Raw genomic sequence first — 15,128 nt, forward strand, 5'->3', positions numbered from 1 at the left:
AGGTCGCCCGAGGGGGGTGGGCCGCCCGGTCCGACGAGAGCGAGGAGGCGTCCGGCAGATGGAGACGACAAGTCGGGTAGGCGCGCAGGCGCCGGTCGCGGAGGGCGGACAACAGGTCCCCACCGCCCGGCGTACGGTCGACGGCTACCTGCTGGCGCCCTTTCCCTGGTACGGCCTCGACGAGGCCTTCACGGGGCAGCGCTGGCTGATGCAGGTGGGCACCTCCGCGGACGGCGCGGTCGAGCACGGTTCGGTCGGGCACGGGGACGAACCCTCGGTGCGCCCCGAGCCGGGCGAGGACAAGGAGCGGTTCGCGGTGGTGGTCACCGTCGCCGCCAGCCCCGTACGGCGCAGCGCGGACGGCACGGGACTGCTGGAGGCCACCTCGGTGTCCTCGGCGGCGTGGCTGGCCGGTGTGGGGCTGCTGTCCTTCACCTGGCCCGGCCAGATGGACCACACCCTGCGCGACGACTGGCTGGACCAGCAGACCGAGACCGCGTGGGTGCTGGCCGACGACCTGGACGGGGCGGACTGGTCCACCCTGTCCCTGCCCGTGGACGGCGTTCCCACGGCCTTCCACTACCGCGAGTCCGAGTTCGGCTGGGTCCTCGCGGGTTCCACCCAGGAAGGCGTCCACGTGGGCGCGTACGGCCGGGGGATGAGCGCGTACGGGCTCGGCTTCGCGATGATCAAGGACATCGCCGCGTACGACCGGTAGGGCCCCGGCAGCGGCCACGTTGGCGCCCGGGGCCACGACAGGCACCCACAAGCGCCACAGGGGCCCCTGGCGGCCGCTACGAGGAAGGGGGCGCCGTCCGCACGGACGGCGCCCCCTCCTTCGTACCGGCGGTGCCGGGGTCTCCCGCGGGAGACCCCGGAGTCCCGGAACGCGTCCGGGCTCTAGAACTTGTTGCGCGGGGTGATGCCCAGCGACATGCCCGACAGGCCGCGCTGACGGCCGCCCAGCTTGCCCGCGATGGCGCGCAGGGCCGCGCCGGCGGGGGAGTCGGGGTCGGTCAGGACGACCGGCTTGCCCTCGTCGCCGCCCTCGCGCAGGCGGACGTCGATCGGGATGGAGCCGAGGACCGGGACGGTCGCCCCGGTGGTGCGGGTCAGACCGTCGGCGACCGACTGGCCGCCACCGGTGCCGAACACGTCGACCATCTCGTCGCAGTGCGGGCAGGGCAGCCCCGACATGTTCTCGACGACGCCCACGATCTTCTGGTGGGTCTGCACCGCGATGGAGCCGGCCCGCTCGGCCACCTCGGCCGCCGCCTGCTGCGGGGTCGTGACGACCAGGATCTCGGCGTTCGGGACGAGCTGGGCGACGGAGATCGCGATGTCGCCGGTGCCCGGCGGGAGGTCCAGGAGCAGGACGTCCAGGTCGCCCCAGTACACGTCCGCCAGGAACTGCTGGAGCGCGCGGTGGAGCATCGGGCCGCGCCAGACCACCGGCGCGTTGCCCGGGGTGAACATGCCGATGGAGATGACCTTCACGCCGTGCGCGGACGGCGGCATGATCATGTTCTCGACCTGGGTCGGCTTGCCGTCCGCGCCGAGCATGCGCGGCACCGAGTGGCCGTAGATGTCGGCGTCCACGACACCGACCTTGAGGCCGTCGGCGGCCATCGCGGCCGCCAGGTTCACGGTGACCGAGGACTTGCCGACGCCGCCCTTGCCGGACGCCACCGCGTACACACGGGTGAGCGAGCCGGGCTTGGCGAAGGGCACCTCGCGTTCGGCGGTGCCGCCCTTCAGCGCGGTCGCCAGCTCGCGGCGCTGCTCGTCGCTCATCACGTCGAGTTCGACCTCGACACCGGTGACGCCCTCGACCCGCGAGACCGCCTCTGTCACACGCTGGGTGATCGTGTCGCGCATAGGGCAGCCGGAGACCGTCAGGTACACGGCGACCGCGACCACGCCATCCGCACCGATCTCCACCGATTTGACCATCCCCAGTTCGGTGATGGGTCGGTTGATCTCGGGGTCGTTCACCGTCGCCAGTGCTTCACGCACCGCGTCTTCCGTAGCCATAGGGACGATGGTACGGCGCGACCCATGTGCCCCGGAAAGCCCTGTCACCGGTCGTCTACGTCACGTCCCCGCGACCGTTCCGCCGGGAATACGACCCGCCCGTCCCCGTGACCGTCGGGGTAGCGGTCCTCCAGCTCCTTGACCAGGTCCTGGAGCTCGTTGCGGATCCAGTCGCGGGTGGCGACCTCGCCCAGGCCCATCCGCAGCGCGGCGATCTCGCGGGTGAGATACTCGGTGTCGGCGATGGAGCGTTCGTTCTGCTTGCGGTCCTGTTCGAGGTTGACCCGGTCGCGGTCGTCCTGCCGGTTCTGCGCGAGCAGGATCAGCGGGGCGGCGTAGGAGGCCTGGAGCGACAGCATCAGGGTCAGGAAGATGAACGGGTAGTTGTCGAAGCGCAGGTCGCCCGGCGCGAAGATGTTCCAGACGACCCACACGATGATGACGACCGTCATCCAGACGATGAACCGTCCGGTGCCCAGGAAGCGGGCGATGCGCTCGGAGAGCCGCCCGAAGGCCTCGGGGTCCCACTCGGGCAGCAGCCGGAGCCGCTGCGGCTTCGGCTGGTCGAGCCGGGTGCGCGGGCGGGGGGCGGCCGTCGCCCCCGTGGCGGCCCGCTCACGGGCCTCACGATCGGGCGCCATGGCGTCCCTCTCCGCCTCGCGGGCCGTCCGGCTCCCCGGGGGCGTCCTCGGGGCCGCGGCCGTCCTCGGGGCCGTCCTCGGGGCCGTCCTCCGGGCCGGTCCCGTCCTCGGGGCCGCGGCCGTCCTCGGGGCCGTCCTCGGGGCCGTCCTCCGGGCCGGTCCCGTCCTCGTCGCGGGGCTCGTCGATCCCGTCGTGCTCCGCGTGCATGCTGTCGTGCACACCCTCGTCGAGGTGGAACTCCGTCTCCCGCCAGTCCTCGGGCAGCATGTGGTCCAGTACGTCGTCCACGGTCACCGCCCCGAGCAGCGAGCCGCTCTCGTCGACGACGGGGGCCGCGACCATGTCGTACGTCGCGAAGAACCCGGCGACCACCGGCAGCTCGTCCTCCGGGGCCAGCGGATGGAGGTCGTCGTCGACGAGCGATCCGACCAGGGTGGGCGGCGGATCGCGCAGCAGCCGCTGGAAGTGCACCGCGCCCAGGTACTTGCCCGTCGGCGTCTCGTCCGGCGGGCGGCACACGTACACCTGGGCGGCGAGCGCGGGGGAGAGGTCGGGGTTGCGGACCCGGGCGAGCGCGTCGGCGACGGTCGCGTCGGGCCGCAGCACGATGGGCTCGGTGGTCATGAGCCCGCCCGCCGTCCGTTCCGCGTACGCCATCAGCCGCCGGACGTCCGCCGCCTCGCCGGGCCGCATCAGTGCCAGCAGCCGCTCCACGTCCTCGGTGGGCAGCTCCGCCAGCAGGTCGGCCGCGTCGTCGGGGTCCATCGCCTCCAGGACGTCCGCCGCGCGCTCCTCCTTGAGCTTGCCGAGGATCTCGATCTGGTCGTCCTCGGGCAGCTCCTCCAGGACGTCGGCCAGACGGTTGTCGTCGAGCGCGGCGGCCACCTCGCCGCGCCGCTTCGGCGACAGGTGGTGCAGCACGTTCGCGAGGTCGGCGGGCCGCAGCTGCTCGAAGGTGGCGAGCAGGCTCTCCGCGCCCTGTCCGTGCTCCTCCAGCGAGAATCCGGTGACGGCGGACCAGTCGACCGTCATCGTCTCGCCCTTGGAGCGCCGGAAGGCGCCGCCGCGGCCCTTGCGGACGAAGACCCGGCCGATCTCCCACTCCCTGCGGGCCGGGAGCTGCTGGATCGACACGTCGAGGACCGTCACCTCCTCGCCCGTCTCGACGAGGGTCACGAGCCGGTCCAGCAGTTCGCCGAAGACGAGCCGTTCGGTGGGCCGCTGCTCGAAGCGGCGCACGTTCAGGACACCGGTCGTGATGACCTGGCCGGACTCGATGCCGGTCACCCGGGTCATGGGCAGGAAGATCCGGCGGCGCGTGGACAGTTCGACGACGAGGCCGAGCATGCGCGGCGGCCGCCGTCCGACGCGCAGCATGGCGACGAGGTCCCGCACACGGCCCACCTGGTCGCCGTTCGGGTCGAAGACGGCGACGCCGGACAGGTGCGAGACGAAGATCCGGGGGGCGGCCGCTGCCATGCCCGCGCCTCCTTCGCTTCGATGCGTTCTGTCCCGGTCTGTCCGCTCGGGTGGGCTTCAGGCTAGCCCGTCCCGGTCGGGTACGCCCTGGTGGGCGGTCCGGACGGACTGCCTCCGCCGGGCGGCCGGCGCACCGGTACGCTGCCGTACGCCGTTGGAGGACCGTGCACGAGAGGCAGCCCCACCTGTGACCGCAATTCCCCAGGGCCGTACCCGCAGAGCCGTGACGGCGGCCGCGATCTGCGCACTGGCCGTGACAGCGACGGGGCTGACGGGGTGCGGCAGCGAGGACCCGGACGCGGGCACGAACGGGGTCGGCAAGCTGTCCGCGACCGCCATCCAGGCGAAGGCGAAGAAAGCGGCCGGCAAGGCGCCGGCCGTGCGGCTCTCCGGGACCGTCGTCTCGGGCGGCACCACCTACACCCTCGACATGCGCCTCAAGTCCGACGGCGGCACCGGTTCGGTCACCTCCAAGGGGGGCGGTTTCCGGCTGCTGCGGGTCGGCGAGCACCTCTTCCTCAAGGCGGACGCCGCGTTCTGGGCCCACGAGGACGGCGAGAGCGACGGCAAGCCGACGGACACGGCGGCGGCCGACAAGCTGGAGGGCATGTACGTGAAGGTGCCGACCGGCGACCCCGCGTACAAGCGCTTCAGCGGCTTCACCGACAAGGACGTCCTGCTCGACGGGCTGCTCAGTCTGCACGGCGCTCTCGCCAAGGACGGCCACCACGAGCAGTCCGGTGTCCGCACGATCCGCATCACCGGCGGCAAGGGCTCGGGCGGCACCCTGGACGTCTCGCTCCAGGGCACCCCGTACCCGGTCCTGCTCGGGCGCGCGGGCAACGCCGGCACCCTCCGTCTGACCGACTGGGGCAAGGACTTCCCGCTCGCGGAACCGCCGAAGAAGGACACGGTCGACTACGGGCAGCAGCTGCCCTCGTCGTGACCCGCTCATGACCCGCTCGGTCCACGGCCACGGGCGGCGACGGCCCTCGTCGTGAGCCCGCACGGTCCGCGGGACGGGGCCGCACGGCCCCGGCGGCAGGCAGTCGCCCGTCGTACGGCAGATGACAGATGACAGATGACAGACGGCAGACGGCAGACGGGAAAGGCCGCACCGGCCTCAGCCGCGCTTGCGCCGCTTCAGCAGGAGACGGGGCAGCGCCGCCGGAGCCGGCCGGCGGGTCGTCGCCGGGCTCGGCAGCGGACGCGCGGCGAGCGAGCCCTCGGGCGGCTCGGCGATCGCGCCCGTCGGTTCCAGGCGCACCACCCGGCATTCGCGCGCCCAGCGCTCCGGCATGGCCTCGCCGTCCGGGGCGTTCAGCCGCTTGCCCTTGAGCTCTCCGACGGCCGCATCCCACTCCGGGGTGTTCGCGGTGAGTTCCACGACCGTGGCGGACCAGGTGACGAGCCGTCCGCCCTTGTCCTTGCTGCGGACGGTGACGACGGCGTGCCCTCCGGCGGCCAGCCCCGGCAGCGGCTGCTCGCCCGGCCCGTCGCCGACCAGGCAGGCCGCGCCCTCGTGCCACACGTGCCACAGCGCGCGGGTGGGCACCTCCTCGCCCGGACCGGCCGGCGAGGGCGCCGCGGCGCCCCGTACCCAGATCAGCCCGGACTTCTTGGTGGCCTCCTCGACGAGGGCCTGGTCGAGCAGCTCTTGCGTCATGGGGCCCAGACTATCCAGCCCGTCCTACAGCCAGCCGTTGCGCTTCAGGATCCGGTGGATCGTGAGACAGAGCCCGACCGTGATCCCCATGACCACGGGGTAGCCGTAGCGGGCGTGCAGTTCGGGCATGTACTCGAAGTTCATGCCGTACACGCCGCAGACCATCGTCGGAACCGCGACGATCGCGGCCCACGAGGTGATCTTGCGCATGTCCTCGTTCTGCGCCACGGAGGCCTGCGCGAGGTTGGCCTGGAGGATCGAGTTGAGCAGTTCGTCGAAGCCGAGGACCTGCTCCTGCACGCGCGCGAGGTGGTCGGCGACGTCACGGAAGTACTTCTGGATGTCGGGGTCGATCAGCCGCATCGGGCGCTCGCTCAGCAGCTGCATGGGGCGCAGCAGCGGCGACACGGCCCGCTTGAACTCCAGTACCTCGCGCTTGAGCTGGTAGATCTGCCCGGCGTCCGTGCCGCGCGGGGTGCCCTTGCGGCCCGGCGAGAACACCTCGGTCTCGACCTCGTCGATGTCGTCCTGCACGGCGTCCGCGACCGCGATGTAGCCGTCGACGACATGGTCGGCGATCGCGTGCAGGACCGCCGAGGGGCCCTTGGCGAGCAGCTCGGGGTCGTCCTGGAGGCGGTGCCGCAGCGCGCGCAGCGACCCCTGCCCGCCGTGCCGGACGGTGATGAAGAAGTCCCCTCCGGTGAAGCACATGACCTCGCCGGTCTCGACGATCTCGCTGGTCGCCGTCAGCCGGTCGTGCTCGACGTAGTGGATGGTCTTGAAGACGGTGAACAGGGAGTCGTCGTAGCGCTCCAGCTTGGGCCGCTGGTGGGCCTGGACGGCGTCCTCCACGGCCAGCGGGTGCAGTCCGAACTCCCGGGCGATACCGGCGAACTCGTCCTCGGTGGGCTCGTGCAGACCGATCCACACGAACCCGCCGTCGCGCCGCACCTGGCGCATGGCCTCCTGCGGCGTGAGCGGGGTGCGGGTCTCGACGCGGGCGCCGTCACGGTAGACGGCGCAGTCGACCACGGCCGACGGGGTGGCCGGGTCGCGGGTGGTGTCGTACGAGCCACTGTCCTTGATGCGCAGGGAGGGACGGGGGCGGACCGCGGCGCGCAGGTCACGGATCATCGACATGGCAGGCTCCTTCTCGCGGGCGGAGGCGGCCGGCGACGGTTGGAACTACCCGGAATGGGGACGTCCTGACTGCGGATGTTTGGCACGTCCACAAAGCGGGGAGCACCGCACCGTCGCGGTGGCAGCTTCGCTGTTGATTCAGATCGGACAGATCAGGGGTTCAGATCGGACAGATCAGGCGGAAACGAAGCGCTCTTCCGTGGTGCACCGGGCGGCGTTGACACGTATGCACACGATTGCGGGAGGCGGCAGCCGGCAGGGCTGAAAAACCCAGCGGAACCAGCTACGGACTCAGCGACCGGAAGAGCGGGTGGTACTGCACGATCGACTTCGATCCATTGCAGCCCCACCTCCTCCGGTCGGTCCCCCGTGAGGGACGATCCATCCCCCGAAGGGGAGTCTGTCTCCCTCCGAAGGGGAGTCAGATCAGTCTCAGTGCGTCGGAGTCCGGGAGCAACTCCCGCAGCGCCATGAGGGCCTGGGGGCCCTCAGTCATGCACTGCTCCGACCAGCGGCCAAGAGTATCAGCGCACCGATACGTCAAGGCCCCGCTTTGCGCGTTGTTGACCGGGGTCCGATGCGCACAGGCTGAATTGGCGCGGCTTATGCTCGGTTCATGGTTGATGTTCTTCCTCTGGTCGAGGCCCGTTTGCGCTCCGCGCTGGGCGAACCCGACGCGCGGGCCGCGGTCACCTTTCTGGGTACCGACCGCATCGAGGTGCTGCGCTTCACGGAGGGGGACGTCGTCCGCTACGCCACGCTCGGCATGTCCGTCCAGCCGATGGCGGATCCCACCGCCGTGCTCGCCGATCCGGTGAAGGGCCCGCGCGCCGAACTGGTCCTCTCGGTCCGTCCGGCCGGGGCCGACACCGACAAGGTGCTCCGCCCACTGGCCGTGCTCGCCGCCTCTCCCCAGGTCGAGGGGCTGGTCGTGGCCCCCGGCGCCTCGCTCGACGTGGGTGAACCCCTGTGGCCCGGCGCGCCGTTCACCTCCGTCCTGGTCGCCGAGTCCGGCGGTCTGGTGGAGGACCTGGAACTCGACGCTCCCGCCGATCCCGTACGTTTCCTGCCGCTGCTCCCCATGACGCCCAACGAGGCCGCCTGGAAGCGCGTCCACGGCGCCGGCGCCCTCCAGGAACGCTGGCTGAACGGCGGAACGGACCTGCGCGATCCGCTGCGCAAGTCCGTTCCCCTGGACTGACCGATACCGGGACACCGCGTGTGACGGAGCGTCAGTCCGTGTTCTCTATCACTCAGTTGGCGAAAGCGGCGACGCCGTCCTCGGCGGTGTGGACCGGCTCCAGCTCCGCGGCCCTCTCGGTGAGCGCCGCGCGCCGTACGTAGACCACCGCCGCGCCCAGCAGCGCGGTGACCGCGGCGACCACGAACGGGACGCGGATGTTGCTCCACTCCTCGATCTTCGGGGCGAAGTACGGAGCCGCCGCGGCCGCGAACCAGCGCACGAAGTTGTAGCCGGCGCTCGCCACGGGGCGCGGGGCGTCGGAGACCCCGAGGGCCAGCTCCGTGTAGACGGTGTTGTTCACGCCGATGAACGCGCCGGACAGGATCGTGCAGACGACGGCGGTGGTGTGGTCGCCGTACCCGAGGACGAACACGTCGACGGCGAGCAGCACCAGGGAGCCGCCCAGCACCTTCGGCGAACCGAACCGCGCCTGCATGCGCGGGGCCACGATCACCGAGAAGACCGCGAGCAACAGCCCCCAGCAGAAGAACACCGCGCCCGACCTGTACGGCGTCATGTCCAGCACGAACGGGGTGAAGGCCAGCACGGTGAAGAACGTGTAGTTGTAGAAGAACGCGGAGGCCGCGGCGGAGGCGAGGCCCTTGTGGCCGAGGGCGCGCAGCGGGTCGAGCGGTGAGGTCGTGCGCGCGGGCTTCGGCTGCTCCTTCAGGAACGCCGTGATGCACAGGAAGCCGATCGCCATCAGGAACGCGGTGCCGAAGAACGGGTAGCGCCAGCTCGCGTTGCCGAGCAGGGCTCCCAGCAGGGGCCCGCACGCCATGCCGAGGCCCAGCGCGGACTCGTACAGCAGGATCGCGGCCGCGCTGCCGCCCGCCGCCGCGCCGACGATGACGGCGAGGGCGGTGGAGACGAACAGCGCGTTGCCGAGCCCCCAGCCGGCCCGGAAGCCGACGAGCTCGCCGACCGATCCCGAGGTGCCGGCCAGTCCGGCGAAGACCACGACGAGCGCCAGGCCGAGCAGCAGGGTCCTGCGGCCGCCGATCCGGCTGGAGACGAAGCCGGTCAGCAGCATCGCGAACGCGGTGATCAGGAAGTACGAGGTGAAGAGCAGGGACACCTGGCCCGCCGTGGCGTCGAGTCCCTGAGCGATGGACGGCAGGATCGGGTCGACGAGTCCGATGCCCATGAAGGCGACGACGGACGCCCCGGCGGTCGCCCAGACGGCCCTCGGCTGACGCAGGACGCCGCCCGCGCCGGCGTCGAACGTGTCGCCCTCGGCGGGGCCTTCCGTGCTGTTGATCATGCCCGCTCCCTCGCTGTGCGCCAACTGGATCGTTGCCTTATACACACAATAAGTTAGCTGGACTAATAAATGCAAGATGCACGTAGTTTTTGGCGCGACCGGCCCGCGCCGGACGGGTGATCGTCCTTGACGCGGGCAAGGACGGGGAGGACCGTTGGGCCCTATGAGGGGCGAACCCAGTTGCCCGAAGTGTGGTGGCCGGGTCAGGGCTCCCGGCCTCTTTGCCGATTCCTGGCAGTGCGATGTGCACGGCACGGTGCATCCGCTGCAGCCCGTGATCCCGCCCAGCGTCGAGGCCCTCGGTGTGGTCGTGCACCGCGCCCGGGTGCCGGTGTGGATGCCGTGGCCGCTGCCGGTCGGCTGGCTGTTCACCGGAGCGGCGTTCGCGGGGGACGACCGCAGCGGCGGCAGGGCCACCGTCATCGCCTGCTCCGGGCCCGGACCACTGGGCGGGATGGGTGAACTGATCCTCGTCGCCGAGGAACTGGGCGTCGGCCTCGGTGCGCGGTACGCGGGCATGGACGGACCCGACCCCGGCCCGTACATGAGCGTCGAGAAACCGCCGCAGGCGAAGGTCCTCGCGGCGGGCCGGCCCACCCCGCTCTGGCATGTCTCCGGCTCGCCCGACGACCGCGCCGTCTTCGCGGGCGAGGCGCGGGGGCTGTGGCTGTGGGCCGTCGTCTGGCCCGAGCAGACCGGACTGCTGATGTACGACGAACTGGTCCTGACCGATCTGCGCGACGCGGGCGCCGAGGTCGACCTGCTGCCGTGCGGCGCGCTGTCGCCGCGCATCCTGGAGCCGTAGGGCGGCGTGACGCGGTGCCGGGGAGGGTGTGCCCGGATGCCGGGGCGTGGCCGGGCGCCGGCTTGCGGTGTGCCCGGGTACTGGGGTGGGCATGCGCGGAGGCCGGTTTGCGGTGTGCCCGGATGTCGGGGCGGGCATGCTCGGGCGCCGGTCTGGGCGTGCCTGGACGTCGGTCTGGGTGTGCCCGGACGTCGGAGTGGGTGTGCCCGGACGTCCGAGTGGGCGGTGCCCGGACGTCGGCGTGGGCGCGCTCGGGTGCCGGGAAGTGTAGGGGGTGCTCCCCTGGTGCGGGTGTGACAGCGGGGGGCGGATTCCCGCTATCCTTGAGCGTCCCGTCCGTTCCGTCACCGCCTGGAGTCACGCGTAGTGCGCATCGATCTGCACGCCCACTCCACCGCCTCCGACGGTACGGACACCCCGGCGGAGCTGGTGCGCAACGCGGCCGCCGCCGGTCTGGACGTCGTCGCGCTGACCGACCACGACACCACGCGCGGACACGCCGAGGCGCTCGCCGCACTCCCCGAGGGGCTCACCCTCGTCACGGGCGCCGAGCTCTCCTGCCGGATCGACGGCATCAGCATGCACATGCTGGCCTACCTGTTCGACCCCGAGGACCCCGCACTGCTCGCCGAGCGCGAACTGGTACGGGACGACCGGGTGCCGCGCGCCCAGGGCATGATCGCCAGGCTCCGGGAGATCGGCGTGCCGATCACCTGGGAGCAGGTGGCGCGCATCGCGGGCGACGGATCGGTCGGGCGCCCGCACGTCGCCTCCGCGCTGGTCGAACTGGGCGTCGTCGACAGCGTCTCCGACGCCTTCACCGAGCAGTGGCTGGCCGACGGGGGGCGTGCCTACGTCCCCAAGCACGAGACCGACCCCTTCGAGGCGATCCGGCTGGTCAAGGGTGCCGGAGGCGTCACCGTCTTCGCTCACCCCGCCGCCGCCAAGCGGGGCCGGACCGTGCCGGAGTCGGTGATCGCCGAGCTGGCCGGAGCGGGCCTCGACGGCATCGAGGTCGACCACATGGACCACGAACCGGCCACCCGGGCACGGCTGCGCGGTCTGGCCTCCGAACTGGGGCTGCTGACCACGGGCTCGTCCGACTACCACGGCAGCCGCAAGACCTGTGTGCTCGGGGAGTTCGCGACCGACCCCGAGGTCTACGGGGAGATCACCCGCCGCGCCACCGGGGCGTTCCCGGTACCGGGCGCGGGCGGAGCCTGAATCCCCGACGTTCCCACCGGGCTTGACCGCGCAGGGCCCCAGCGGCTCGGCCAGGGCCGTGCCTGGGTCGTCGCCCGGGCCTTGTGCCTGTGGCTGTGACTTCGGCCGTGACTGTGGCTGTGGCTGTGCCGGAGGCTCCGGTCGCGACCGTGGCTGCGATCCGGCCGCGACCCTGTCTGCGTCTGCGTCTGCGACCGCGGCTGTCCTGATGCCGGTCCCGACGGGCACGTGAGGTCCGTACGCGCCGGGCCTGTCCCGTAAGGCCCCTGCCGGGCGGCGCGGGCACCGGCGTTCCCGCACGCTCCCGCACCGCCGGTCGTGCCGACGCGCCCCGCCCCGTGGAACGACCGCCCGAAGCGGTGGCCGGAAGGCCCCGCCCCCGATCCCTGCCCTCACCCACCCTCTCGCAAGGCTTCTCCTCACCATGTTCGACGTCGCCGTCTTCGGTTCCCTCTTCCTCACGCTCTTCGTCATCATGGATCCCCCCGGGATCACCCCGATCTTCCTGGCGCTCACCGCGGGCCGCCCCGCCCGGGTGCAGCGGCGGATGGCCGTCCAGGCGGTCTGCGTCGCCGGCGGCGTCATCACCGTCTTCGGGCTCCTCGGGCACCAGATCCTGGACTACCTGCACGTCTCCGTGCCCGCGCTGATGATCGCGGGCGGACTGCTGCTCCTGCTCATCGCCCTCGACCTGCTCACCGGCAAGACGGACGAGCCGAAGCAGACCAAGGACGTCAACGTCGCCCTCGTACCCCTCGGGATGCCGCTGCTCGCCGGGCCCGGCGCGATCGTGTCCGTGATCCTCGCGGTGCAGAAGGCCGACTCGGTCGCCGGCCAGGTCTCCGTGTGGACCGCGATCCTCGCGATCCACGTCGTGCTGTGGGTCGTGATGCGCTACTCGCTGCTGATCATCCGCGTCATCAAGGACGGCGGAGTGGTCCTGGTGACCCGGCTCGCGGGCATGATGCTCTCCGCCATCGCGGTGCAGCAGATCATCAACGGCGTCACGCAGGTGATCCGGGGGAGCTGACGGCCCCCTCCGACACGCAGAGCCCCGCACGGCTTTCTCGCCGTGCGGGGCTCTGAAGTCTTCGAAGCGTCTGCTGTCCGCGACGCGGTTCGTCCTGCGAGGCGCCTTCGGTGCGCCCCTGTACCGCGAAGCGGACGGTCGTCGTGTTACGAAACGGTTGTGTCGGCCGGGCGGATCCACAGACGCTGCCCGATGGCGGCGGCCTGCTGAACGATCCGGTTGACGGAGGCGGCGTCTACGACAGTGCTGTCCACGGGCGTGCCGTCGACATCGTCGAGTCGCATGATTTCGAAGCGCAAGGGCTTCTCCCTTCGTCTGGTCATCCTCCTGAGGAGAACTACTTGTGTCTGACGAGCGAGGCATCGCTGTCCTCGCTCACGTAGGGAGTCAACGGGATGCGTGTTACAAACATTCCCTACGCTAAGGAAATTTTTCGAGAACCTAATTACCGGCGGGTAGCCCGGGTGGCGGAGACTGAACGGCGCCAGTTGTGTTCGCAGCGTGACCGCCGGGACAATGTCATCGATGAACGACGACCACGCGGCTCTCGCCGCCCGCATAGACCGTACGAACGAGTTGCTCCAGCGCATGCTCGCCGAGGTCGCGAAGACCCCCTCCACCCACGCGATCTTCGTCGACGCCGGATACCTGTACGCGGCCGCGGGGCGCCTCGTCGCCGGAACTGAGGACCGCCGTTCGTTCGACCTGGACACCGAGGGACTCATCGAGGCGCTCATCGACCGGGCCCGCACGATCTTCGCCGACAGCAGGCTGCTGCGCGTCTACTGGTACGACGGCGCGCGGCGGCGCATCCACACCGCGGAGCAGCAGTCCATCGCCGAACTCCCGGACGTGAAGGTCCGGTTGGGCAATCTGAACGCCAACAACCAGCAAAAGGGCGTCGATTCACTCATCCGCTCGGACCTGGAGTCCCTCGCCCGGCACCGCGCCATCAGCGACGCGGCCCTGCTCGGCGGCGACGAGGACCTCGTCTCCGCGGTCGAGGCGGCCCAGGGCTACGGAGCCCGGGTCCACCTCTGGGGCATCGAGGCACCCGAGGGCGGCAACCAGGCCGAGCCGCTTCTCTGGGAGGTCGACAGCCAGCGCACGCTCGACCTCGACTTCTTCAAGCCGTACGTGGCCAGGCGGACCGCCCAGTCGTACGACCCGACGGCGGCGGTCCGGCCCACTCGGGAGGACGTGCGCTTCGTGGGCGCCCAGGTCGCCGCGAAGTGGCTGGCCGCACGCGGCCGTGAATCCCTGGCCGAGCTGCTCCCCGGCCACCCGTACCTCCCCGGCTCGGTCGACCAGGATCTGCTGGTCGAGGCCGAGGGGCTGCTCCAGTACTCCCTGCGCGGCCAGGCGGACCTGCGTCGCGCACTGCGGGACGGCCTCTGGGAGCACCTCCAGGCGCAGTACTAGGGCCCCGGCGGACAACGTCTGCGCGCCGAGGGCCGGGCATCGCGACGGGGCCGAGGACGCCCCTCGGGGCACTAGCCGGGGTTGCCGGGAGCGCTCGTGGGCAGCGTGCCGTCCCAGAACGCGGCCAGGGCGCGGGCGGTCTCCAGGGGCCGGTCGGCGTTCGGTGAGTGCTCCGCGTCCTCGACGACCGTGCGGTGCGCGTCCAGCCGTACGGCCATCGTGTCCAGCAGGGTGACCGGCCAGGTGTCGTCACGTTCGCCGGACAGCACGTGCTTCGGGAGCGGGACGGCGGCCAGTTCGGCGACACGGTCGGGCTCCTCGCAGAGCTGGCGGCCCGTGGCGACGAGCTGGGCGGGACTGTTGCCGAGCCAGCGGCGGCGCAGGTCGGAGAGATCGTCGAGCCCCGCGTCCAGCCGGCCCGTCTCGGTCTCCTCGGGTGGCTCCATCGCCTGGATCGCCTCCCACACCTCGGCCATGCTCATCACGGCCAGCGCGTCCCGCAGCAGCTTGACGCGCTGCTGCTGAGCCGTGGAGATCTGCGCGGGGCCGGAGGCCATGAGGGTCAGGGACACGAACGGCGACGGGTCGGCCAGCACCGCGGCCCGCGCGATCTGGCCGCCGAGCGAGTGCCCCACGAGGTGCACCGGAGCGCCGACGGCGGCGGCCTGCGCGAGCACGTCCTGCGCCAACTCGCTCTGCGCGTAAGCCGTTTCGTCGTCGCGTGGTCCCTCGGTCTCGAACTGTCCGCGCCCGTCCACGGCCACCGTCCGGTAGCCCGCGGCGGCCAGCGGCGCGTGCAGCGCGATGAAGTCCTCCTTGCTCCCGGTGAACCCCGGAAGCAGCAGGACGGTTCCCTTGGGCCGTCCCTCCGGCGCGGCGTCGAGCACGGCGAACTCGCCGCGCGCGGTCGGCAACCGGTACGCGCGGACACCGGCGGGTGGAACGAACGTGTAGGGCCTGCTCATGCGGAGGAGGCTATCGGGCGTCCGCGAGGGGCGCTCGACGGGTGGGGTGGTCGAGGGGCCGTCACGGTGGCCGTGTGCCGGTGCGCGGGTACGCCGATGGCCCGGCCCCACCAGAGGGGGGACCGGGCCATCGGACGGGAGATCAGCTCTCCGTGGGCTCCGCGGCGACGGCCTTGCGGGTGCGTCGGCGGGCGGCGGGCTTGGTCTCCGTGGC

Annotated in this window: 15 protein-coding genes; 7 read left to right on the forward strand and 8 right to left on the reverse strand. The window is 71.6% G+C overall.

Annotation, left to right across the window (positions count from 1 at the left end; translation table 11 throughout):
- The first annotated feature begins 58 nt into the window (after nucleotides 1-58).
- Nucleotides 59-718 carry a hypothetical protein gene (locus ACFYW9_RS00885; RefSeq protein ID WP_351859092.1) on the forward strand — a complete coding sequence of 220 codons (660 nt, stop codon included), beginning with the start codon at nucleotides 59-61 and terminating at the stop codon, nucleotides 716-718.
- Between the two features lie 182 nt (nucleotides 719-900).
- On the opposite strand, the gene ACFYW9_RS00890 is transcribed toward ACFYW9_RS00885, so the two are convergent.
- Genes ACFYW9_RS00890 through ACFYW9_RS00900 form a run of 3 tightly spaced genes read right to left on the reverse strand, consistent with a single transcriptional unit; the run spans nucleotide 901 to nucleotide 4,155 of the window.
- Nucleotides 901-2,034, reverse strand: a complete 1,134-nt coding sequence (locus tag ACFYW9_RS00890; RefSeq protein ID WP_351859094.1) for an Mrp/NBP35 family ATP-binding protein — start codon at nucleotides 2,032-2,034, stop codon at nucleotides 901-903.
- A 44-nt stretch (nucleotides 2,035-2,078) separates the two neighbouring features.
- Entirely contained in the window at nucleotides 2,079-2,675 is a 597-nt protein-coding gene (locus ACFYW9_RS00895) for a DUF1003 domain-containing protein (RefSeq protein ID WP_351859096.1), read from the reverse strand.
- Entirely contained in the window at nucleotides 2,659-4,155 is a 1,497-nt protein-coding gene (locus tag ACFYW9_RS00900) for a magnesium transporter MgtE N-terminal domain-containing protein (protein WP_389142941.1), read from the reverse strand. The genes ACFYW9_RS00895 and ACFYW9_RS00900 overlap by 17 nt, the downstream gene beginning before the upstream one ends.
- Before the next feature lie 187 nt (nucleotides 4,156-4,342).
- Here ACFYW9_RS00900 and ACFYW9_RS00905 point away from each other — a divergent pair, with 187 nt between their 5' ends.
- The gene (locus ACFYW9_RS00905; protein ID WP_351859099.1) at nucleotides 4,343-5,101 is read left to right on the forward strand and encodes a hypothetical protein; all 759 of its coding nucleotides are present in this window, start codon (nucleotides 4,343-4,345) and stop codon (nucleotides 5,099-5,101) included.
- Between the two features lie 177 nt (nucleotides 5,102-5,278).
- On the opposite strand, the gene ACFYW9_RS00910 is transcribed toward ACFYW9_RS00905, so the two are convergent.
- Together ACFYW9_RS00910 and ACFYW9_RS00915 are read right to left on the reverse strand one after the other, a co-directional pair.
- Nucleotides 5,279-5,821 carry a hypothetical protein gene (locus ACFYW9_RS00910; protein WP_389142945.1) on the reverse strand — a complete coding sequence of 181 codons (543 nt, stop codon included), beginning with the start codon at nucleotides 5,819-5,821 and terminating at the stop codon, nucleotides 5,279-5,281.
- A gap of 24 nt (nucleotides 5,822-5,845) precedes the next feature.
- Nucleotides 5,846-6,961, reverse strand: a complete 1,116-nt coding sequence (locus tag ACFYW9_RS00915) for a magnesium and cobalt transport protein CorA (RefSeq protein ID WP_351859103.1) — start codon at nucleotides 6,959-6,961, stop codon at nucleotides 5,846-5,848.
- Between the two features lie 616 nt (nucleotides 6,962-7,577).
- Between ACFYW9_RS00915 and ACFYW9_RS00920 the strand changes: the two genes are divergently transcribed.
- Entirely contained in the window at nucleotides 7,578-8,162 is a 585-nt protein-coding gene (locus ACFYW9_RS00920; protein WP_389142950.1) for a suppressor of fused domain protein, read from the forward strand.
- A gap of 52 nt (nucleotides 8,163-8,214) precedes the next feature.
- Here ACFYW9_RS00920 and ACFYW9_RS00925 read toward each other — a convergent pair whose 3' ends face one another.
- Nucleotides 8,215-9,468 (reverse strand): MFS transporter, encoded by a 1,254-nt coding sequence (locus ACFYW9_RS00925; protein ID WP_389142954.1) that lies wholly within the window; start codon nucleotides 9,466-9,468, stop codon nucleotides 8,215-8,217.
- 163 nt (nucleotides 9,469-9,631) lie between these two features.
- Between ACFYW9_RS00925 and ACFYW9_RS00930 the strand changes: the two genes are divergently transcribed.
- The 3 genes from ACFYW9_RS00930 (at nucleotide 9,632) to ACFYW9_RS00940 (ending at nucleotide 12,527) form a co-directional block, all read left to right on the forward strand.
- The gene (locus tag ACFYW9_RS00930) at nucleotides 9,632-10,273 is read left to right on the forward strand and encodes a DUF6758 family protein (RefSeq protein ID WP_326785665.1); all 642 of its coding nucleotides are present in this window, start codon (nucleotides 9,632-9,634) and stop codon (nucleotides 10,271-10,273) included.
- 366 nt (nucleotides 10,274-10,639) lie between these two features.
- Nucleotides 10,640-11,497 (forward strand): PHP domain-containing protein, encoded by an 858-nt coding sequence (locus ACFYW9_RS00935; protein ID WP_389142958.1) that lies wholly within the window; start codon nucleotides 10,640-10,642, stop codon nucleotides 11,495-11,497.
- A 424-nt stretch (nucleotides 11,498-11,921) separates the two neighbouring features.
- On the forward strand, nucleotides 11,922-12,527 hold the full coding sequence (locus ACFYW9_RS00940) for a MarC family protein (protein ID WP_328671272.1): 606 nt from the start codon (nucleotides 11,922-11,924) through the stop codon (nucleotides 12,525-12,527).
- A gap of 146 nt (nucleotides 12,528-12,673) precedes the next feature.
- Here the strand turns inward: ACFYW9_RS00940 and ACFYW9_RS00945 are convergent, their stop codons facing one another.
- Nucleotides 12,674-12,850, reverse strand: coding sequence for a hypothetical protein (locus tag ACFYW9_RS00945; protein WP_329304490.1), 177 nt, complete (start codon nucleotides 12,848-12,850; stop codon nucleotides 12,674-12,676).
- A gap of 202 nt (nucleotides 12,851-13,052) precedes the next feature.
- Here ACFYW9_RS00945 and ACFYW9_RS00950 point away from each other — a divergent pair, with 202 nt between their 5' ends.
- Complete coding sequence (locus ACFYW9_RS00950; RefSeq protein WP_328671273.1) at nucleotides 13,053-13,949, forward strand: NYN domain-containing protein; 897 nt, start codon at nucleotides 13,053-13,055, stop codon at nucleotides 13,947-13,949.
- Between the two features lie 71 nt (nucleotides 13,950-14,020).
- Here the strand turns inward: ACFYW9_RS00950 and ACFYW9_RS00955 are convergent, their stop codons facing one another.
- Nucleotides 14,021-14,914 (reverse strand): alpha/beta fold hydrolase, encoded by an 894-nt coding sequence (locus tag ACFYW9_RS00955; RefSeq protein ID WP_389142962.1) that lies wholly within the window; start codon nucleotides 14,912-14,914, stop codon nucleotides 14,021-14,023.
- Nucleotides 14,915-15,128 lie beyond the last annotated feature (214 nt).

The sequence above is a fragment of the Streptomyces sp. NPDC002698 genome (assembly GCF_042888945.1).
In the GTDB taxonomy this organism is placed as follows: Bacteria; Actinomycetota; Actinomycetes; order Streptomycetales; family Streptomycetaceae; genus Streptomyces.